The 17,649-nt window shown below is 65.8% G+C and carries 15 protein-coding genes; 5 read left to right on the top strand and 10 right to left on the bottom strand.

What is annotated here, in order from left to right:
• Nucleotides 1-33: 33 nt before the first annotated feature.
• From AAYO93_RS05985 to AAYO93_RS05970, 4 genes are all read right to left on the bottom strand, one after another.
• Nucleotides 34-1,347, bottom strand: a complete 1,314-nt coding sequence (locus AAYO93_RS05985) for a citrate synthase (RefSeq protein ID WP_345764090.1) — start codon at nt 1,345-1,347, stop codon at nt 34-36.
• Nucleotides 1,348-1,478: 131 nt separating this feature from the next.
• Nucleotides 1,479-2,597 carry a succinyldiaminopimelate transaminase gene (dapC, locus tag AAYO93_RS05980; RefSeq protein WP_345764089.1) on the bottom strand — a complete coding sequence of 373 codons (1,119 nt, stop codon included), beginning with the start codon at nt 2,595-2,597 and terminating at the stop codon, nt 1,479-1,481.
• Nucleotides 2,598-2,603: 6 nt separating this feature from the next.
• Nucleotides 2,604-2,927, bottom strand: a complete 324-nt coding sequence (gene fdxA / locus AAYO93_RS05975; RefSeq protein ID WP_345764088.1) for a ferredoxin — start codon at nt 2,925-2,927, stop codon at nt 2,604-2,606.
• 33 nt (nt 2,928-2,960) lie between these two features.
• The gene (locus tag AAYO93_RS05970) at nt 2,961-3,347 is read right to left on the bottom strand and encodes a hypothetical protein (protein ID WP_345764087.1); all 387 of its coding nucleotides are present in this window, start codon (nt 3,345-3,347) and stop codon (nt 2,961-2,963) included.
• A 99-nt stretch (nt 3,348-3,446) separates the two neighbouring features.
• On the opposite strand from AAYO93_RS05970, the gene efeU reads away from it, so the two are divergent.
• Genes efeU through efeB form a run of 3 tightly spaced genes read left to right on the top strand, consistent with a single transcriptional unit; the run spans nt 3,447 to nt 6,807 of the window.
• Nucleotides 3,447-4,313: an iron uptake transporter permease EfeU gene (efeU, locus tag AAYO93_RS05965; protein WP_345764086.1), complete on the top strand. Its 867-nt coding sequence runs from the start codon at nt 3,447-3,449 to the stop codon at nt 4,311-4,313.
• A 19-nt stretch (nt 4,314-4,332) separates the two neighbouring features.
• The gene (gene efeO, locus AAYO93_RS05960) at nt 4,333-5,499 is read left to right on the top strand and encodes an iron uptake system protein EfeO (RefSeq protein ID WP_345764085.1); all 1,167 of its coding nucleotides are present in this window, start codon (nt 4,333-4,335) and stop codon (nt 5,497-5,499) included.
• A 9-nt stretch (nt 5,500-5,508) separates the two neighbouring features.
• On the top strand, nt 5,509-6,807 hold the full coding sequence (efeB, locus tag AAYO93_RS05955) for an iron uptake transporter deferrochelatase/peroxidase subunit (RefSeq protein ID WP_345764084.1): 1,299 nt from the start codon (nt 5,509-5,511) through the stop codon (nt 6,805-6,807).
• 42 nt (nt 6,808-6,849) lie between these two features.
• Here the strand turns inward: efeB and AAYO93_RS05950 are convergent, their stop codons facing one another.
• The 3 genes from AAYO93_RS05950 to AAYO93_RS05940 all read right to left on the bottom strand — a co-directional run bounded on the left by AAYO93_RS05950 (nt 6,850) and on the right by AAYO93_RS05940 (nt 11,277).
• On the bottom strand, nt 6,850-7,323 hold the full coding sequence (locus AAYO93_RS05950) for a hypothetical protein (protein ID WP_345764083.1): 474 nt from the start codon (nt 7,321-7,323) through the stop codon (nt 6,850-6,852).
• 92 nt (nt 7,324-7,415) lie between these two features.
• Entirely contained in the window at nt 7,416-9,338 is a 1,923-nt protein-coding gene (typA, locus tag AAYO93_RS05945) for a translational GTPase TypA (protein WP_345764082.1), read from the bottom strand.
• Between the two features lie 94 nt (nt 9,339-9,432).
• The gene (locus tag AAYO93_RS05940; RefSeq protein ID WP_345764081.1) at nt 9,433-11,277 is read right to left on the bottom strand and encodes an ABC transporter ATP-binding protein; all 1,845 of its coding nucleotides are present in this window, start codon (nt 11,275-11,277) and stop codon (nt 9,433-9,435) included.
• Nucleotides 11,278-11,366: 89 nt separating this feature from the next.
• On the opposite strand from AAYO93_RS05940, the gene AAYO93_RS05935 reads away from it, so the two are divergent.
• A complete protein-coding gene (locus AAYO93_RS05935) occupies nt 11,367-11,993 on the top strand; it encodes a PH domain-containing protein (RefSeq protein ID WP_345764080.1) in 627 nt (208 codons plus the stop codon).
• Between the two features lie 29 nt (nt 11,994-12,022).
• On the opposite strand, the gene AAYO93_RS05930 is transcribed toward AAYO93_RS05935, so the two are convergent.
• The 3 genes from AAYO93_RS05930 to AAYO93_RS05920 all read right to left on the bottom strand — a co-directional run bounded on the left by AAYO93_RS05930 (nt 12,023) and on the right by AAYO93_RS05920 (nt 16,528).
• On the bottom strand, nt 12,023-12,997 hold the full coding sequence (locus AAYO93_RS05930) for an ABC transporter permease (RefSeq protein ID WP_345764079.1): 975 nt from the start codon (nt 12,995-12,997) through the stop codon (nt 12,023-12,025).
• Complete coding sequence (locus AAYO93_RS05925) at nt 12,997-14,529, bottom strand: ABC transporter permease (protein WP_345764078.1); 1,533 nt, start codon at nt 14,527-14,529, stop codon at nt 12,997-12,999. Before AAYO93_RS05925 ends, AAYO93_RS05930 begins: the two co-directional genes overlap by 1 nt.
• A 202-nt stretch (nt 14,530-14,731) precedes the next feature.
• On the bottom strand, nt 14,732-16,528 hold the full coding sequence (locus tag AAYO93_RS05920; protein WP_345764077.1) for an ABC transporter family substrate-binding protein: 1,797 nt from the start codon (nt 16,526-16,528) through the stop codon (nt 14,732-14,734).
• 253 nt (nt 16,529-16,781) lie between these two features.
• On the opposite strand from AAYO93_RS05920, the gene AAYO93_RS05915 reads away from it, so the two are divergent.
• Nucleotides 16,782-17,585 carry a CPBP family intramembrane glutamic endopeptidase gene (locus AAYO93_RS05915; protein ID WP_345764076.1) on the top strand — a complete coding sequence of 268 codons (804 nt, stop codon included), beginning with the start codon at nt 16,782-16,784 and terminating at the stop codon, nt 17,583-17,585.
• Nucleotides 17,586-17,649: the final 64 nt, after the last annotated feature.

The following is a 17,649-nucleotide window of genomic DNA, read 5'->3' as shown; positions in this document are numbered from 1 at the left end:
CCGGCAGTCCGGAGGACCGGGCAGGCCGCCCGGCTAGCGGGCGTCGGGCCAGGAACGCTCCGGCGAGCCCACGTACAGCTGCTGCGGGCGACCGATCTTCGTCGCGGGGTCGGAGTTCATCTCACGCCAGTGGGCGATCCAGCCGGGCAGGCGCCCGATCGCGAACAGCACGGTGAACATGCGGGTCGGGAAGCCCATCGCCTTGTAGATGACGCCGGTGTAGAAGTCGACGTTCGGGTACAGCTTGCGCTCGATGAAATAGTCATCGGCGAGGGCCACCGCCTCAAGCTCTTTGGCGATGTCGAGCAGGGGGTCGTGCACTCCGAGAGCGGCGAGCACTTCGTCGGCGCTCTCCTTGACCAGACGGGCGCGCGGGTCGAAGTTCTTGTAGACGCGGTGCCCGAAGCCCATGAGCTTCACGCCCTCTTCTTTGCCCTTCACGCGCTCCACGTACTTCTGCACGCTCTCGCCGGAGTCGCGGATCGAGCCGAGCATGTCGAGAACGGCTTCGTTCGCGCCTCCGTGCAGGGGGCCGTACAGGGCGTTGATGCCGGCGGAGACCGAGGCGAAGAGGTTCGCCTGAGTCGAACCCACGAGACGTACCGTCGACGTCGAGGCGTTCTGCTCGTGATCCTCGTGCAGGATCAGCAGACGCTCGAGCGCCTTGCTCACGACGGGGTTCACCTCGTACGGCTCGGCCAGTGTGCCGAAGTTGAGTCGGAGGAAGTTGTCGACGAAGCTCAGCGAGTTGTCGGGGTAGAGGAAGGCCTGCCCGACGCTCTTCTTGTGCGCGTACGCGGCGATGACAGGCAGCTTCGCGAGCAGGCGGATGGTCGAGAGCTCGACCTGCTCGGGGTCGCTGACGCTCAGGGAGTCCTGGTAGAACGTCGACAGGGCGGAAACGGCGCTGGAGAGCACCGACATGGGGTGCGCGTCGTGCGGAAGCGCACCGAAGAAGCGCTTCAGGTCCTCGTGCAGCAGCGTGTGCCTGCGGATCTTCTCGTCGAATTCGGACAGCTCGCTCGCCGAGGGCAGTTCACCGTGGATGAGAAGCCACGCGACCTCGAGGAACGTCGAGTTCTGTGCCACCTGCTCGATCGGGTATCCGCGGTAGCGGAGGATCCCGGCGTCGCCGTCGATGTAGGTGATCGACGAGCGGGTCGCTGCGGTGTTGACGAAACCGTAGTCGAGCGAGGTGAGGCCGGTCTGCCGGGTGAGGCTCGAGAAATCGATGCTCGACGAGCCGCTCGCGCTGTCCAGAATCGGGAATTCGGCCGTTCCGCCGGGAGTGTTCAGGGTGGCTTTCTGCGCCTGGCCCCCTGCCTGGTCGGTGCCGATTCCGCTCACAACGCCTCCTGGATGTATGCCTACTGACGAGCGCGGTCGCCGGTCGTGGCAGCGCCGCAAGAAGTCTTGCAAATACAGCCTATTGGCAAAGCCGGACAACTGTTACATCGTCCAAGCGGGATCCACTCCGGTTAGAGGGAGTCTCCAAATGCTTGCAATCTGGCCGCTGCCGAGGCGATTCGCTCATCCGTCGCTGTCAGGGACAGGCGCACGTGCTCCGGGAAAAAATCGCCGTAGAAGACCCCGGGTCCGGCCAGGATCCCGAGATCGGCGAGACGCGCGATGCTCTCCCAGGCATCCCTGCCCTCCGTCGCCCAGAGGTAGAGTCCGGCTTCGCTCAGGTCGATCCGGAAGCCCGCGCTCTCAAGAGCCGGCTTGAGCAGATCGCGACGACGGCGATAGCGCGACCGCTGTTCGGCGACGTGCCGGTCGTCGCCGAGGGCGACGGCCATGGCGGACTGCAACGGACCCGGGACCATGAGGCCGGCGTGCTTGCGCACGGTGACCAGCCGGTCGATCAGGATGCTGCACCCTGCGACGAAAGCGGCACGGTAGCCGGCCAGGTTGGACTGCTTGCTGAGCGAGTACACCGCGAGCACATCGCGTCGGTCACCGGCGAGGACGCGGGGGTCGAGGATGCTCGGGATGCGTTCGCGATCCCACGGCTCCTCCCAGCCGAGCTCGGCATAGCACTCGTCGCTGGCGATGACGGCTCCCAGCTCACGCGCGCGTTCGACCATCCCCCGCAGTTCGTCGACATCGAGCACGCGGCCGTCGGGATTTCCCGGACTGTTCACCCAGACGAGTCGCGTTTCCGCGGGCCACTCAGCGGGGTCGTCGGATGCGAACGCCGAAGCGCCGGCGAACGCCGCCCCGATCGCATACGTGGGATAGGCGGCACGCGGATGCACCACGACGTCGCCCTCGCCGAGCCCGAGCATGAAGGGAAGGAAGGCGACCAGTTCCTTCGAACCGATCGTCGGAAGGACGTTCGCGACGCTCAGGTCTGTGACACCGCGACGGCGGGCGAACCAGGCGGCGATCGCCTCGCGCAGTGCGGGAGTTCCCACGGTCTGCGGGTACGCGTGGGCGTCCGTGGCCTCGGAGAGTGCGTCGCGGATGAGCGCCGGCGTCGGGTCGACGGGGGAACCGATCGAGAGGTCGACGATACCGTCAGGATGCTCGCGTGCGCGCGTCGCGAACGGAAGCATCTGATCCCACGGGTAGTCGGGAAGCTGACCGAGTGCCACGACGGATCAGGCGTGGGCCTGCGGCGGCAGCGCCGAGATGAGCGGATGATCCTTCGCGATCACACCGACCTTCGCAGCGCCCCCTGGCGAACCGATGTCGTCGAAGAATTCAACGTTGGCCTTGTAGTAGTCGGACCACTGCTCCGGCAGATCGTCTTCGTAGTAGATGGCCTCGACCGGGCAGACCGGCTCGCACGCACCGCAGTCGACGCACTCGTCGGGGTGGATGTAGAGGGAGCGTTCGCCTTCGTAGATGCAGTCGACCGGGCACTCGTCGATACAGGCCCGGTCTTTCACGTCCACACAGGGAAGGGCGATGACGTAGGTCACAGTTGTCGGAGTCCCTTCACGCTTGGTTGACTTCTAGCTTAGGCCGTTTTGCGAGACCGGCCGGCGCTGCGGAAGCCGCGGCCAGGCGATCACGATCGCGGCGATCACGATCGGTGCGACGACCCAGACCTTGCCGAGCAGATTGTCGGGGATCAGCACGGAGCCTCCGAATCCCTTGATCGAGAAGACGAAGGTCACCGCGATCGTCCCGAGCGCCGCGGCGAGCGCCTGGGCACGCCCTGCGTTCAGGAGGCGCAGCCCGACGAGCAGGAGCGTGTAGGCGAGAAGCGCGACGGTGATCCCCCACGGGAACGGGATTCCCGCGACCGCGACGGTCGACTGGTGCGCGACCGTTCCGACCGCGCCGAGAAGGGCCCCTGCGATGAACAGCAGGATGAGATTGATGATCCGCACGGCCATGGCGCAATCCTAACTAGACACGTCCGCCGAGTGCGTCTAGAGTCGATTGAGTAAGGTTAGCCTTACCAACATTCCCCCAATCCAATCCGAGAGACAGCTGTGCTCGCAAACTACCTGATCGGCCTCCGCGAAGGCCTCGAAGCCGCCCTGGTCGTCGGCATCCTCGTCGCCTACATCGTCAAAGTCGGTCGCAGGGACGTTCTGCGCAACATGTGGTTCGGCGTCGGTATCGCCATCGTCGTGCCACTCGGAGTCGGGGCCATCCTCACGTGGGGGCCTTACGGTATGAGCTTCGAGGCCCAGGAGACGCTGGGCGGCACACTCTCCATCGTCGCAGTCGGACTCGTCACCTGGATGGTCTTCTGGATGGGCAAGACGGCGCGCACACTCAAGAGCACACTCCACTCCCGCGTGGACAGCGCGTTGCTCGGCGCTGGCTGGGGCATCATCCTCCTCGCCGCCCTCAGTGTCGGCCGGGAAGGCATCGAGACCTCGCTCTTCGTCTGGGCGACGGTGGCATCCGTCGGCGGCAGCTGGGTTCCCGCGGTCGGCGCGCTCCTCGGCATCCTCACCGCCGTCGTCATCGAGATCTTCATCTACCGCGGCTTCGTCAAGATCAACCTCGGCAAATTCTTCACCTGGACCGGCGTCTTCCTCATCGTCGTCGCCGCGGGCGTCCTGGCCTACGGGGTCGGGGACCTCCAGGAGGCCGGAGTGCTCCCCGGCGTCGGCCGTCACGCCTACGACATCAGCACCATCATCCCCTCGAGCAGCTGGTATGGAACCGTGCTCCAGGGCATCGTGAACTTCAATCCGTCACCGTCGTGGCTGCAGGTGGGCGCCTGGGTCGCCTATCTCGCTGTCGTCGGCACCCTCTACTTCCGCCAGCACCGTTCCGCAACCCCGCGACAGGTCCCAGCGCGCACGTCCGCACCGACGACGACGCACCAGACCGCCGCGTCCTGACAAGGAGACAACCCACAGCATGAAGACCCGATACTTCGGCGCGCTCGCAGGCGCCGCCGCGATCGCTCTCGCACTGACCGGATGCGTGCCGAACCGCGCATCCGCCGACGCGGAGGCGATCGCAGTCAACCTGACAGACGACAGCTGCGTCGTGTCTTCGTCGAGTGCCCCCGGCGGACCGGTGACCTTCCAGGTGACCAACACGGGCACGGACGTCAACGAGTTCGAGATCCTCGCCTCGGACAAACTGCGGATCGCCGGCGAGAAGGAGAACATCGGGCCCGGAACCACGGTGAACTACGTCGTGCAGCTGGCCGAAGGCAGCTACTACACGGCATGCAAGAAGGGCATGGTAGGCAACCCGACCGACCTGAAGAAGTTCACCGTCACCGCCGGCAAGAAGGCAGCGACGAGCCAGAGCGAGAGCAAGCAGATTGCCGGGGCGGCGACCAACTACATCTCCTACATCAAAGACCAGAGCGGCCAGCTGCTCTCCGCCACCCAGAAGTTCGCTGCGGCGTACATCGCCGGGGACGATGCCGCGGCCCGCGCGCAGTACCCGGCCGCCCGCATGTTCTACGAGCGCATCGAGCCGACCGCCGAGCAGTTCGGCGACATCGACCCGGCGATCGACCTGCGTGAAGCCGACCTCGAGCAGGGCCAGACCTGGACGGGCTGGCACCGCGTCGAGAAGGATCTGTGGGCACCGGCCGGGTACACCGCCGCGACGCCTGCCGAGCGCAAGCAGCTCGCCGACCGGCTCGTCTCGGACACCCAGCGCCTGTACGACCTCGTCTACGCGAAGACCTTCACGCTGACCATCGACCAGATCTCCAACGGCGCGATCGGCCTGATGGAGGAGGTCTCGCGCAGCAAGATCACCGGTGAAGAGGAGACCTTCTCCCACACCGACCTGTGGGACTTCCAGGCCAACGTCGAAGGCGCGAATGTCGCCTACGGCATCGTCCGCGACATCGCTTCGGCCAAGGGTGTCGACGGCAAGAACGTCGTGAAGCAGCTCGACGCAGAGTTCGCGGCCATCACAGCGCTCCTCGACAAGTACAAGAGCGGGAACGGCTACGTGTTGTACACGACACTCACCACCGCCCAGGTCAAAGAGCTCTCCGACGAGGTGAACGCGCTGAGCGAGCCCCTCAGCAAGCTCACGTCCATCATCGTCAAATAGGGTCGGCGCGTGGCTGACATCACCAGCGAACCCGTGGAGCCCGGGCTGTCCCGTCGAGGACTGCTCGGGCTCGCGGGCGCGACCGTGGGCGCCGGACTCCTCGGGGTGGGTGCGGGCGTAGCGCTCGACCGCACCGTTCTCGCGACCGCCGGTGCCGGCTCCGGCTCGGCGGCCGTGTACGCGTTCCATGGCGACCACCAGGCCGGGATCACCACTGCGGCTCAGGATCGCCTGCACTTCGCTTCGTTCGACACTGCGCCCGATCTCGACCGAGCGGGCCTGATCGAGCTGCTGAAGGACTGGACGGTCGCGGCCGCCCGGATGACGCAGGGCAAGTCTGCGGGCGCCTACGGCCCCGCCAGCGGTCCGCTCGACGCGCCGCCCGACGACACCGGCGAGGCGCTCGACCTTCCGGCCGCTGGGCTCACCCTGACCTTCGGCTTCGGGCCGGCCCTGTTCCGCACGAGCAACGGGGTCGACCGCTTCGGGCTCGCCTCACGTCGACCGGAAGCTCTCGTCGACCTCCCCCACTTCCCTGGCGACGCCCTCCAGGATGCGCTCAGCGGCGGAGATCTCTGCATCCAGGCGTGCAGCGACGACCCGCAGGTGGCGGTCCACGCCATCCGCAACCTCTCCCGTATCGCCTTCGGCCGCGCATCCATCCGCTGGTCCCAGCTGGGCTTCGGCCGCACGTCGGCGACCACCCGCGCCCAGGTCACTCCGCGGAACCTCTTCGGCTTCAAGGACGGCACGGCGAACATCAAGGCCGAAGACACCACGGTCGTGGATGATCAGGTGTGGGCGGCGGACTCCGACGGCGCAGCCTGGATGGCGGGCGGGTCCTATCTGGTCACGCGCAAGATCCGGATGGTCATCGAGACCTGGGACCGGCAGCAGCTCGGCGAGCAGCAGCGCATCATCGGGCGCGACAAAGGCGAGGGCGCACCGTTGTCGGGCGGCACCGAGTTCACCGCGCCCAACTTCCTCGCGGTGTCACCAGACGGCGGCACCAAGATCGACACCGATTCGCACGTGCGACTCGCGCATCCGAGCACCAACAACGGCGCCCAGCTGCTGCGGCGCGGCTACAACTTCGTCGACGGCAACGACGAGCTGGGGCGTCTGAACGCCGGACTCTTCTTCATCGCGTTCCAGCGCGACCCGCGCAAGCAGTTCATCCCGATCCAGCAGCAGCTGGCGCGCAGCGACGCGATGAACGAGTACCTGAAGCACGTCGGCTCGGCGATCTTCGCCGTTCCGCCCGGCGCGCGTCCCGGCAGCTATGTCGGCGCCGGACTCTTCGCGTAGTCCTCGGGCCGCCCTGGTCGTCCTGCGCCCGCGCAGGGCAGCTCAGGATGTCGGGGTCGGGCTCGGACTCAGGACCGACGCCGTGGTCACGGTGTAGTTGGCGACCCAGCCGTTCTTGCCCGCGCTCGTGACGACCACGAGCACCCCGTAGGCGTCCGACGTGAAGGTGCCCGTGTTCGCGTCACCGTCCGCGCCTTTGAACGAACCCGTGAAACCTGCATCGGTCAGCTGCTTCTCGATGTCGGCGGATGCTGTCGCATCCGGAACCTTGACAGTGACGTTCCAGACCTTCTTGTCATCGCCGCCGACGGACGCGCCGAAGACGATGTCGCCCTTGTACAGCGGAACCGCCGAAGGAAAGTCGCTCGGAACCTTGTTCCCGCCGATGTCGACGTGGCCGCCGGTCACGTTCTTCACGATGCCCTCGACATTGGCGCAGCCGCTCACGGCGGGTGCGAGCCCGAGAGCAAGCAGGATCGCGAGCGGCACCGCGAGGTGTCTCCGAACGCTGTACATGAGGTCACGCTCCCCCGGCGGGCTCGATCGAACCCGCCTAGGGCGAAGCGTACTCTGGCGCCGAAGCACGTTCAATGAACGCGCTTCGGCGCTCAGGCGTTCTGGTCCTGCTTCTTCAGGCGGGAGGTGGAGCGGGCGCGCGCCGTCTGGTCGAGCTCGACCTTACGGATGCGCACCGCGGCCGGCGTGACCTCGACGCACTCGTCCTCGCGGGCGAACTCGAGGCATTCCTCCAGGGTCAGCTGGCGCGACGGAGTCATCGACTCGAAGTTGTCGGCCGTCGACTGACGCATGTTCGTCAGTTTCTTCTCTTTGGTGATGTTGACGTCCATGTCGTCGGCACGCGAGTTCTCGCCGATGACCATGCCCTCGTAGACCTCTTCGGTCGGGTTGACGAAGAAGGTCATGCGTTCCTGGAGCGCGATGATGGCGAACGGTGTGACGACGCCGGCGCGGTCGGCGACGATCGACCCGTTGCTCCGCGTGACGATCTGGCCTGCCCACTCGTCGTAGCCGTGCGAGATGGCGTTCGCTATACCGGTACCGCGCGTGATCGTCAGGAACTCGGTGCGGAAGCCGATCAGGCCGCGCGATGGCACGATGAACTCCATGCGGACCCAGCCGGTGCCGTGGTTCGACATGTTCTCCATGCGGCCCTTGCGGGCGGCGAGCAGCTGCGTGATCGCGCCGAGGTACTCCTCCGGCACGTCGATCGTCAGGTGCTCGAACGGCTCGTGCGTCTTGCCGTCGACCTTCTTCGTGACCACCTGCGGCTTGCCGACATTGAGCTCGTAGCCTTCGCGGCGCATCTGCTCGACGAGGATGGCGAGCGCGAGTTCGCCGCGACCCTGCACCTCCCACGCGTCGGGCCGGCCGATGTCGAGCACGCGGAGCGACACGTTGCCGACCAGTTCGCGGTCGAGGCGGTCCTTCACCATGCGCGCGGTCAGCTTGTGGCCCTTGACCTTGCCGACGAGCGGGGAGGTGTTCGTGCCGATGGTCATCGAAATCGCGGGGTCGTCGACGTGGATGAGCGGAAGCGGGCGGATGTCGTCAGGGTCGGCGAGCGTGTCACCGATCATGATGTCGGCGAAACCGGCGACGGCGACGATGTCGCCGGGGCCCGCACTCTCGGCCGGGTACCGGTCGAGCGCCTTGGTGATCATGAGCTCGGTCACGCGGACGTTGTGCACGTCGCCGTCGTGACGCACCCAGGCCACGGTCTGGCCCTTCTTGAGCGTTCCGTTGAAGATGCGAAGAAGTGCGAGACGACCGAGGAACGGCGACGCGTCGAGGTTCGTGACGTGAGCCTGAAGCGGAGCCGCGGGGTCGTAGGTCGGTGCGGGGATGTGCTCGAGGATGGCCTCGAAGAGCGGCTCGAGGTCGGCGTTGTCGGGCAGTTCGCCGTTCTCCGGCTTGTTGAGGCTCGCGGCACCGTTGCGGCCGGACGCGTAGACGACCGGCACGTCGAGGATCGCGTCGAGGTCGAGATCGGGGACGTCGTCGGCGAGGTCGCTCGCAAGGCCGAGGAGGAGGTCCTGGCTCTCGTGCACGACGGCGTCGATGCGCGCATCCGGACGGTCCGTCTTGTTGACGAGCAGGATGACGGGAAGCTTGGCCTCGAGCGCCTTGCGCAGCACGAAGCGGGTCTGCGGAAGCGGGCCCTCGCTCGCATCGACGAGGAGCACGACGCCGTCGACCATGGACAGGCCGCGCTCGACCTCGCCACCGAAGTCGGCGTGGCCGGGGGTGTCGATCACGTTGATGGTGATCGGGCCGTCGGCGGCGTGCTTGCCACGGTAGGAGATCGCCGTGTTCTTGGCGAGGATCGTGATGCCCTTTTCGCGCTCCAGCTCGTTGGAGTCCATGGCGCGCTCTTCGACGTGTTCGTGCGAAGAGAAGGAGTTCGTCTGCCGGAGCATGGCGTCGACAAGGGTGGTCTTGCCGTGGTCGACGTGGGCGACGATCGCGACGTTACGCAGATCGTCGCGGTGGGCGACGGCGGTTTCAGACATGCGTGCAGGCTCGACTCTCAGTCAGAAGTTTTGGGGGGTAACGTTCAATTTTACCCCACAAACGCACTGACCCGTCGCGCCTGCACGCAGCCGGTCAGAACTGGGCCGACGGCGGGACGTTCGGCTCCGGATCTTCGAGGGGCGCCGCGATGTGCGGACCCTCGTCCGAACCCGCTGCCAGGATCTCGCGGCGAAGGTCGCGGCGCTCGCGCTGCAGCTTGGGATCGGGAAGGGGAACCGCGGCGAGGAGTCGCTGCGTGTACGCCTCCTTCGGGTAACGGAGGATCTCGTCGCGCGTGCCCGTCTCCACCAGGTTTCCGTGGTGCATGACCGCGATGCGCTCGGCGAGGACGTCGATGACCGCCAGGTCGTGGGTGACGAAGAGGCAGGCGAAGTTCATCTCCTTCTGCAGCAGCTGCATCAGTTCGAGCACGCGGGCCTGCACCGAGACGTCGAGCGCGCTCGTCGGCTCGTCGGCGATGAGGACCTGCGGCTTCAGAGACAGTGCGCGGGCGATACCGACGCGCTGCTTCTGGCCTCCGGAGAGCTCGTGCGGGTACCGGGTCCGGTACGAGCGGGGAAGTTCGACGCTGTCGAGCAGGCGCTCGACCTCCTTGTTGAGGGCGGCGCCCTTCATGCCCTTGGCGAGCAGGAGCGGCTCACCGATGCTGTCCCCGATCGGGAGACGCGGGTTGAGCGACGACGCCGGGTCCTGGAAGACGATGCCCACGTTCTTGTGCAGGGCACGGATCTCGTCTCGGCCTGCGTGCGAGATGTCCTGGCCGGCGACGACGAGCTTGCCCTCGGCGATCGGCAGGAGTCCGATCGCGGCACGGCCGAGCGTTGTCTTGCCCGAGCCGGACTCACCGACCAGGCCGAGCACCTCGCCCTCACGGATCTGGAGGTTGATCTGGTCCGCCGCCCGGAACGCCGGCACTCGGCCGCGCTTCGGATACTCGATCGCGACGTCCTGGAAGTCGACGACGATCTTGCGCGTGTCGCGCTCGGCGAGCTCGGCGGCCTCTTCTGCGAGGCGCTCGTTGATCGCGATGCGCTCGGCGAACTCCTCGGCCTGCGCGCTGTCGGAGCCCGTGGCGAGCGCCGCGGTCGTGTCGATCTCTTCGTCGCCGCGCTGGCCGAGGTGGGGAACGGCCTCGAGGAGGGCGATCGTGTACGGGTGCGTCGGGTTGGCGAAGACCGCCTCGACCGTTCCGGTCTCGACGATGTCGCCCTTGCGCATGACGGCGATGTTGTCCGCGAGGTCGGCGACGACACCCATGTCATGGGTGATCAGCAGGATGGCGCTGTCGAGGCGGTCACGGAGGCTGCGGAGCAGGTCGAGGATCTCGGCCTGCACCGTCACGTCGAGAGCCGTTGTCGGCTCGTCGGCGATCAGGAGCTTGGGGTCGCACGAGATCGACTGCGCGATCATCGCGCGCTGCCGCTGTCCGCCGGAGAGCTGGTGAGGGTACGAGTTGTACGCCTTCAGCGGGTCGGGCAGCTCGACCATCTCGAGCAGTTCGAGCGCACGCTCGCGAGCCTCGTGCGGAGACATGCCGTAGTGGATGCGCAGGGTCTCCACGATCTGGGAACCGATCGTGTACACCGGGTTCAGCGCCGTCATCGGCTCCTGGAAGATGACCGCGATCTGTGCACCGCGGACCTTGCGCATCTGCTGCGGCTTGAGGCCGGTGAGCTCGCGTCCGTCGAGCTTGATGCTGCCCTGGATCCGGCTGTTCTCAGGCAGGAGGTCGAGGATCGCCATCGAACTCGCACTCTTGCCCGAACCGGACTCGCCGACCAGGGCGAGGACTTCGCCCGGCCTGATCGCGTAGTTCAGCTTCTTGGCCGCGGGAACCCACATTCCCTCGACACCGAAGTCGACGCTGAGGTCCGTGACCTCGAGAACGGGGGTCTGCCCGGTCGTCGTGTCGGTCATGAAATTCTGTTTCCTTCCAGGGCGACTGTGGTCGCCGTCGAGATCGTGTTGCGTTGGACGGCCGATGCGGATGCTGCCAGCATGGACGCATGCCCACCGAAGCTCCGTCCGGGCGCGACGTCTACACGTCGCGCTTCAATCGCATCCTTGCCGTCGTGATCTGGGTGCTCGCCGCCTTCATGACGGGCAGCCTGCTGTTCGTGGCGCCGGGCATCCGACTGCTGTACGTGCTGCCGGCGGCGTTCGTCTCGCTGTTCGCGTGGGAGGCGCTGTGGCGTCCGAGCGTCGAAGTCGACGACGAGGGTGTCCGCCTGCGCAACGTGCTGCGCACGGTCTTCGTGCCGTGGGCTGCGCTGATCCATGTGGACACCAAGTACGCGCTGACCCTCTACACGCCCGGGCACAACTACACCGCGTGGGCTGCTCCCGCTCCCGGCCGCGCCTCCAGCTACCGAGCCACCAAGTCGAGGAGCGAGAACTCCGGCAGCAGGGCACCGCTCGAAGGCGACGCCGCGCGACCGGGTGACCTGCTCGGCACCGAGTCGGGTGAAGCCGCGTACCTCGTGCGCAGTCGCTGGGACAGACTCCGCGAACGCGGAGCGTTCGAGACGGGCGTCGCCGACACGACGACGGTGACCGTGACCACGCACTGGGCGGTCGCGATCGCGCTCGTCGTGCTCGCGGCGGGCTCTGTCGTCGCGATCCTCGTCGGCTAGCGGTCCGCCGGCCGGGCTCACGAGGAGCGTCATGCCCGCTCGTCTCCGGACTCGGGAAGCTCTTCCTGCATCTGGCGCAGCTTGAACCGGCGGTGACGCGGGTCGAACGCGTCGCGCAGTCCGTCGCCGATGAAGTTCACCAGCAGCGCGAGCGCGACGATGAAGAAGCCGGGCCACCAGAACAGCCACGGACGGGTCTGGAATGCCGACTCGTTCTGGCTGATCAGCAGGCCGAGGGACACGTCGGGCGCTTTGATGCCGTAGCCGAGGAAGCTCAAGGCCGTCTCCAGCAGGATCGCCGACGCCATGATCAGGGTGGACGACACGATCACGACACCCGCCGCATTGGGCAGGATGTGCTTGAAGATGATGCGCCGGTCGGAGGCTCCGGCGACACGCGCTGCTTCGACGAACTCACGCTCACGGAGTGAGAGGAACTCGCCTCGCACCAGGCGGGCGATACCCATCCAGGAGAAGAAGCCGAGCATGATCGCGAGCAGGGGCGCACCGAGTCCGCCGGCCCAGTGGCCGACGACGGAGCCGATGACGAGGGCCGGGATCACGATGAAGACGTCGGTGATGCGCATCAGGATCGCGTCGGTGATTCCGCGGTAGTAGCCGGCGATCGCGCCGACCACGACGCCGACGACGCTCGCGATTCCGCCGAGCACGATCATCACGATGAACCAGTTCTGGATGCCGCGCATGACGAGGGCGAAATAGTCCTTGCCGATGCGGTCCTGGCCGAACGGGTGCTCGAGCGACGGCGCGCCCTGGTTCACCTGGACGTTCAGTTCCTGGTAGGTGTACTTCCACCACCCGTGGATGGGGCCGACGCCGATGGCCGAAACCGAGAACAGCACGATGAAGACGACGAGAATGATCGAGGTCACCGCCATTCGGTTCCCCATGAAGCGGCGGAAGATGATCCGCCCCTGGCTCTCAGGAGCCTTCGACTCAATAGTCGGTTCGTCGGTGACGACCGGTTCGTTGTTGATGGTCATTATCGGACCCTCACCCTCGGGTCGAGGCTTGCATAGGCCAGGTCGGCCAGGAAGTTGAACAGGATGGCCATGATCGCGATCACGACGAAGTAACCCATGACGGGGTTGAGATCGCCACGACTGAGACCGGCGCTGAAGAGGAAGCCCATGCCGGGTATGGCGAACACCCTCTCTGTGATGATCGCGCCACCGAGCAGGGCTCCGACGTCGAACGCGACCAGGGTCGTGATCGGGATGAGCACATTGCGGAAGGCGTGACGGACGATCACCGTGCGTTCGGGCAGGCCCTTGGCGCGCGCAGTACGGATGTAGTCCTGATTGAGCACCTCGAGCATCCCGGCGCGCGAGTAGCGCGTGTAGCTGGCGAACGAGATGAGCAGGAGAGCGATCGTCGGCAGCAGCAGGTGCGTGAACGTGTCGAGACCCGTGACCCAGATGTCGCCATTCAGGTTCGGGGTCGACGAGCCGACCGTTGCGATGGGGCGGCCGTTCGTGTCCTGCAGGTACTGGGGCCAGGCCTGCATGTAGCGGTCGATCAGGATCAGCGCCGCGGAGAGCACGGCCGTCACGGCGCCGACACGCATGTTCTGGCCTCGGTCGTAACCGCCGACCAGCCAGCCGCTGACCAGGCCGACCGCGAGTGTGACGATCGCCAGGATCGCGATGGTCGCCACGCTCGAGATGTTCAGCAGCGGCTGTATCGCGAAGTAGGCGATGATGCCGATCGCGCCGTTGATGCCCGCCGTGATCAGGGCCTTGCGGTTCTGCAGGCCGGCCATCAGTGCGGTCGAGCCGAGAGCGATACCGCCGATGAGGATGATCATCGCGACCGGACCGAGGCCCGGAGTGAGGAACCAGCCGGTAGCCGACATCAGCCAGAGCAGCAGGAAGGTGGCACCACCCACCGATGCGAACACGATCAGTCGTCGTCGACGATCGCCTCCCACCAGTGACTGGAAGATCGCGCCTATCAGTACACCGATGATCACGAGCCAGTACCAGCTGATCACGGGGTCTGCGAGGAAGTTGTTGAAGCCGAGCGCCACGAACTCCTTGAGGAGCACCGCGACGAGGAACGCCGGGAGGGAGTAGAGGAAGAAGCTGATGAAGGTCATCGTGTTGTCGAGACCGCTGTACTGGCGAAGGGCGGTGATGATGCCGATCGAGATCCCGAAGACGACAGCGAGCACGAGGGCGAGGGTCACGAGCTGAACCGTGGAACCGAGCGCCTGCGGCAGGATGTCGGTCACCTGCGCGTTCGAGATGGTCGACCCGAGGTCGCAGGCGTTCGCGAACGGGATGAGACACTTCGCAGCGCCACCGAGCCACAGCGCCCAGCGCAATGGTGGTGCGACATCGAGGTGGAGAAGCGCGACACGCGCCGAGATCAGCGCTTCTTTGTTCGGGTTGTTGCTGGATCGGAGGTCCGCGAGCGGATCGACCGAATACGCCACAAGCATGTACATCAGGAACGATGCGGCGATGAGGATGAGAATCGAGACGAGAATTCGCCTCAGAATAAAGCTCACCATTGAATGACTACCTATCTGGAACGGCACCACGATCCGCCGGATGGATCTGACCATCCCGGGGTCGGGGACGGGCACCTGACATTGTATTCGCGGGTCACGCGAACGTATTCATGGTACGGGGCGCTGGAGCTTTTCGCTCCAGCGCCCCGAACGGGTGTGATCCCCGGGGCCAGGCCCCGGGGACCACATCAATCAGGCAAGGCTACTTCTTGGAAGCCTTGACCGACCAATCCCAGAAGTTCCAGAACGGACCGCTCTGGCCACCGTTGTACTTCACGCCGTCCACGCGGGTGCTGACACCGAAGATGCCAGGCAGCTGGAACAGCGGCAGACCGTACGCGTCGGTGAAGGTCTGCTTGTCGATCTGGTTCTCGGTCTTGACCAGTTCGGACTTGTCCGTCATGGTCTGGGTCGAGTTGGCCAGGTCACCCGTGCCGTTGTAGTTGTTGTAGTTACCACCGGAGCCGACAGGACCGAAGACCTGGGTCAGCTGCTGGGTACCTGCACCAGGCGAGATCCAGCCGAAGAGCACGGCGTCGTACGAGCCGTCGCCCAGCTTCTTGGACCAGTCCGGGTTACCGGCGTCGACGATCTTGAAGCCGGCCTTCGCGGCGGATGCCTGGATGGCCTGGAACTCGTCGACACGGTTCGGGTTGTTGGTATTGTACATGATGCTCACGGTCGGGGTCTTGCCCGCGAGGAGCGTCTTGGCGCCCGCGATGTCGACCTTGTTGTAAGCGTCAGAACCGTTGCCCTTGACCGAGTCCGCGTATTCCGCCTGGTTGGGGAGGAAGATCTGCGAGTTCAGGACCTTGGCCTTCGGGTTCACCGGGGTGACGATCGAGTCCAGGATCTGCTGGCGCGGGATCGTCTTCAGGAACGCCTGGCGGACAGCGAGGTCGGAGAAGACTCCGGACTTGCTGAAGGTCAGGTCGAGGTGGTCGTACGACGCCTGGTCGCCCGCGAGCACCGTTGCAGTGGTGTTCTTCAGAGCGGTCAGCGTGTCAGCTGACGCCTGCGGGTTGATGATGTCGACCTCACCGTTCTGGAGAGCGGTGACCTGGGCGCTTGCGTCGCCGATGAAGCGGAACACGACCTTATCCACGTTCGGCTTGAGGCCGCCCGCGTAGTACTTGTTCTGCGTCATGGTGAGTGACTGGCCGGGGGTCCACGACGAGACGACGAACGGCCCGCTGGAGACGGTCAGGTCCTTGTCGGTCGGCATCGCGGTGACGTCGTAGCCGGTGTTGACGAAGTCAGAAGCCTTCTTCAGCGTCGGGTCCGGTGCGGCCGGGTTGGACGTGTCGCCGTGCGGCAGGCCCTTCAGCAGCGACGTCAGGTCGGCAGCGGAGCTGAGTCCGGCCTTCTTGGCGACGATGTGGGCGGGCTGTGCCATCGGGTCGACGAGCTCCCAGTCCACGTACGGCTTGGCGTAGGTGAGGGTGATCGACGTGTTGTTGTCGCCGATCGTCGGGAACGCGGTCTGGTCGAGGCCGACGGTGCTGCCCGCGTACTGGAAGTAGCGGGTGCCCTTGGTGACCTTGCCGCTGGCCGGGTCGAGCGTGGCGGAGTCGTAGTAGCCGGACTGGATCGCCCAGCCGAGGACCATGTCATCGGCGGTGACGGGCTGTCCGTCAGACCACTTGTCGTCCTTGTTAAGCGTGTACTTGACGGTCAGCGGGTCATCTTTGACCTTCTCGAACTTCCCGAACTTGTCGTCGTGAACGATCTTGAAGTTGTTGTCGATGTACTGGAAACCCGTGCCGTACGAGCCGTCGAGGTAACCGACCTGGCCGTTGGTGTCCAGGTTGCCCTGCGGCGTCTGCGAGTTGAACGACGTGAAGTCGTTGACAACCGCGACGGTCACAGTGCCACCCTGGGCAGCGGACGGCGTGGACGAGCTGCCCGACGTGGTGCAGGCGGTGAGCGCAACTGCTGCGACGCCGACGATGGCGACGGCGCTGGCCGCGTGCCTGACCTTTCTTCCTTGGATCTGCAATGTTCCTCCTGTGCGAAGTGTGCGACGGCATGGGCGCGCGAGAGCACCCGCACCGCGCTGGATAAGAATGACCATAGGTACGGTTGACTGTGAATGCAAAACCGGGCGCGAAAACGTTACACAGTGGTAACTCAGTCGCCGGTTTTTTGCATTGAGCACAGGAAACCTGCACAAGAGCAGTGCGCCATGCAAGAAATTGCACTTGCGCAGCGTGTTTCAGGTGGTAAGCACCGGAACTGGCAGTATTCAGATCATGGAGAAAGCGAAGACGCCGACGCCGTGGCAGTCCGAGACGGTGGTGGCGCGGGAGGACCGGCCCCGCCTGTGGTGGGAAGTCGCGATCGTCCTCGGGCTCTCGCTCGGAGCATCCGCAATCTACTCCGTCGTCAACATCATCGCGCGGCTCACCGCAGGGCCGCCGCTCTCCGACCAGTCGGCGACGATCAACGGCTCGCAGTCACCGCGTGAATGGCTCGACTTCACCTACCAGTTCCTGGCGATCTTCTTCGATCTGTTCGCCGTCGCACTGGTCATCTACCTGCTCTGGCGCCCGGGACGGAGCACGTTCCGGCGGATCGGGCTCGACTTCACCCGGCCCGGAAGGGACGTCCTGGGCGGTCTCGCACTCGTCGCTGTGATCGGGGTTCCCGGCCTCGTCCTGTACTTCGTCGGGCGGGCCCTCGGCCTGACCGTCAACGTCATTCCGGCCCCGCTCGACAGCCATTGGTGGACAGTGCCCATCCTCATCCTCGCCGCGCTGCGGGCGGCACTCCAAGAGGAGGTCATCGTCGTCGGCTACCTCTTCACGCGGCTCCGGCAACTCGGATGGTCGCGCTGGGCGATCATCCTCGGCGCGGCGACACTGCGCGGCAGCTACCACCTCTACCAGGGCATCGGGCCCTTCTTCGGCAACTTCGCCATGGGGGTCGTGTTCGGGTGGTGCTACACCCGGTGGGGCCGGGTGATGCCCCTCGTGATCGCGCACTGGATCATCGACATCGCGTCATTCGTCGGCTATCCCCTCGCCGTGACCTGGTGGCCCGCCCTCTTCCGCTGACCCTGAAGCCGAGTGTCGCCGTTCGGGCCGAGGCGACCCGCTGGGCGGGCGACTCTCGGCTCGA

Source organism: Diaminobutyricibacter sp. McL0608, from assembly GCF_039613825.1.
GTDB lineage: Bacteria > Actinomycetota > Actinomycetes > Actinomycetales > Microbacteriaceae > Diaminobutyricibacter.
The sequence above is the reverse complement of the archived record's forward strand: the minus strand, read 5'-3'. Positions and strand labels throughout refer to the sequence as shown.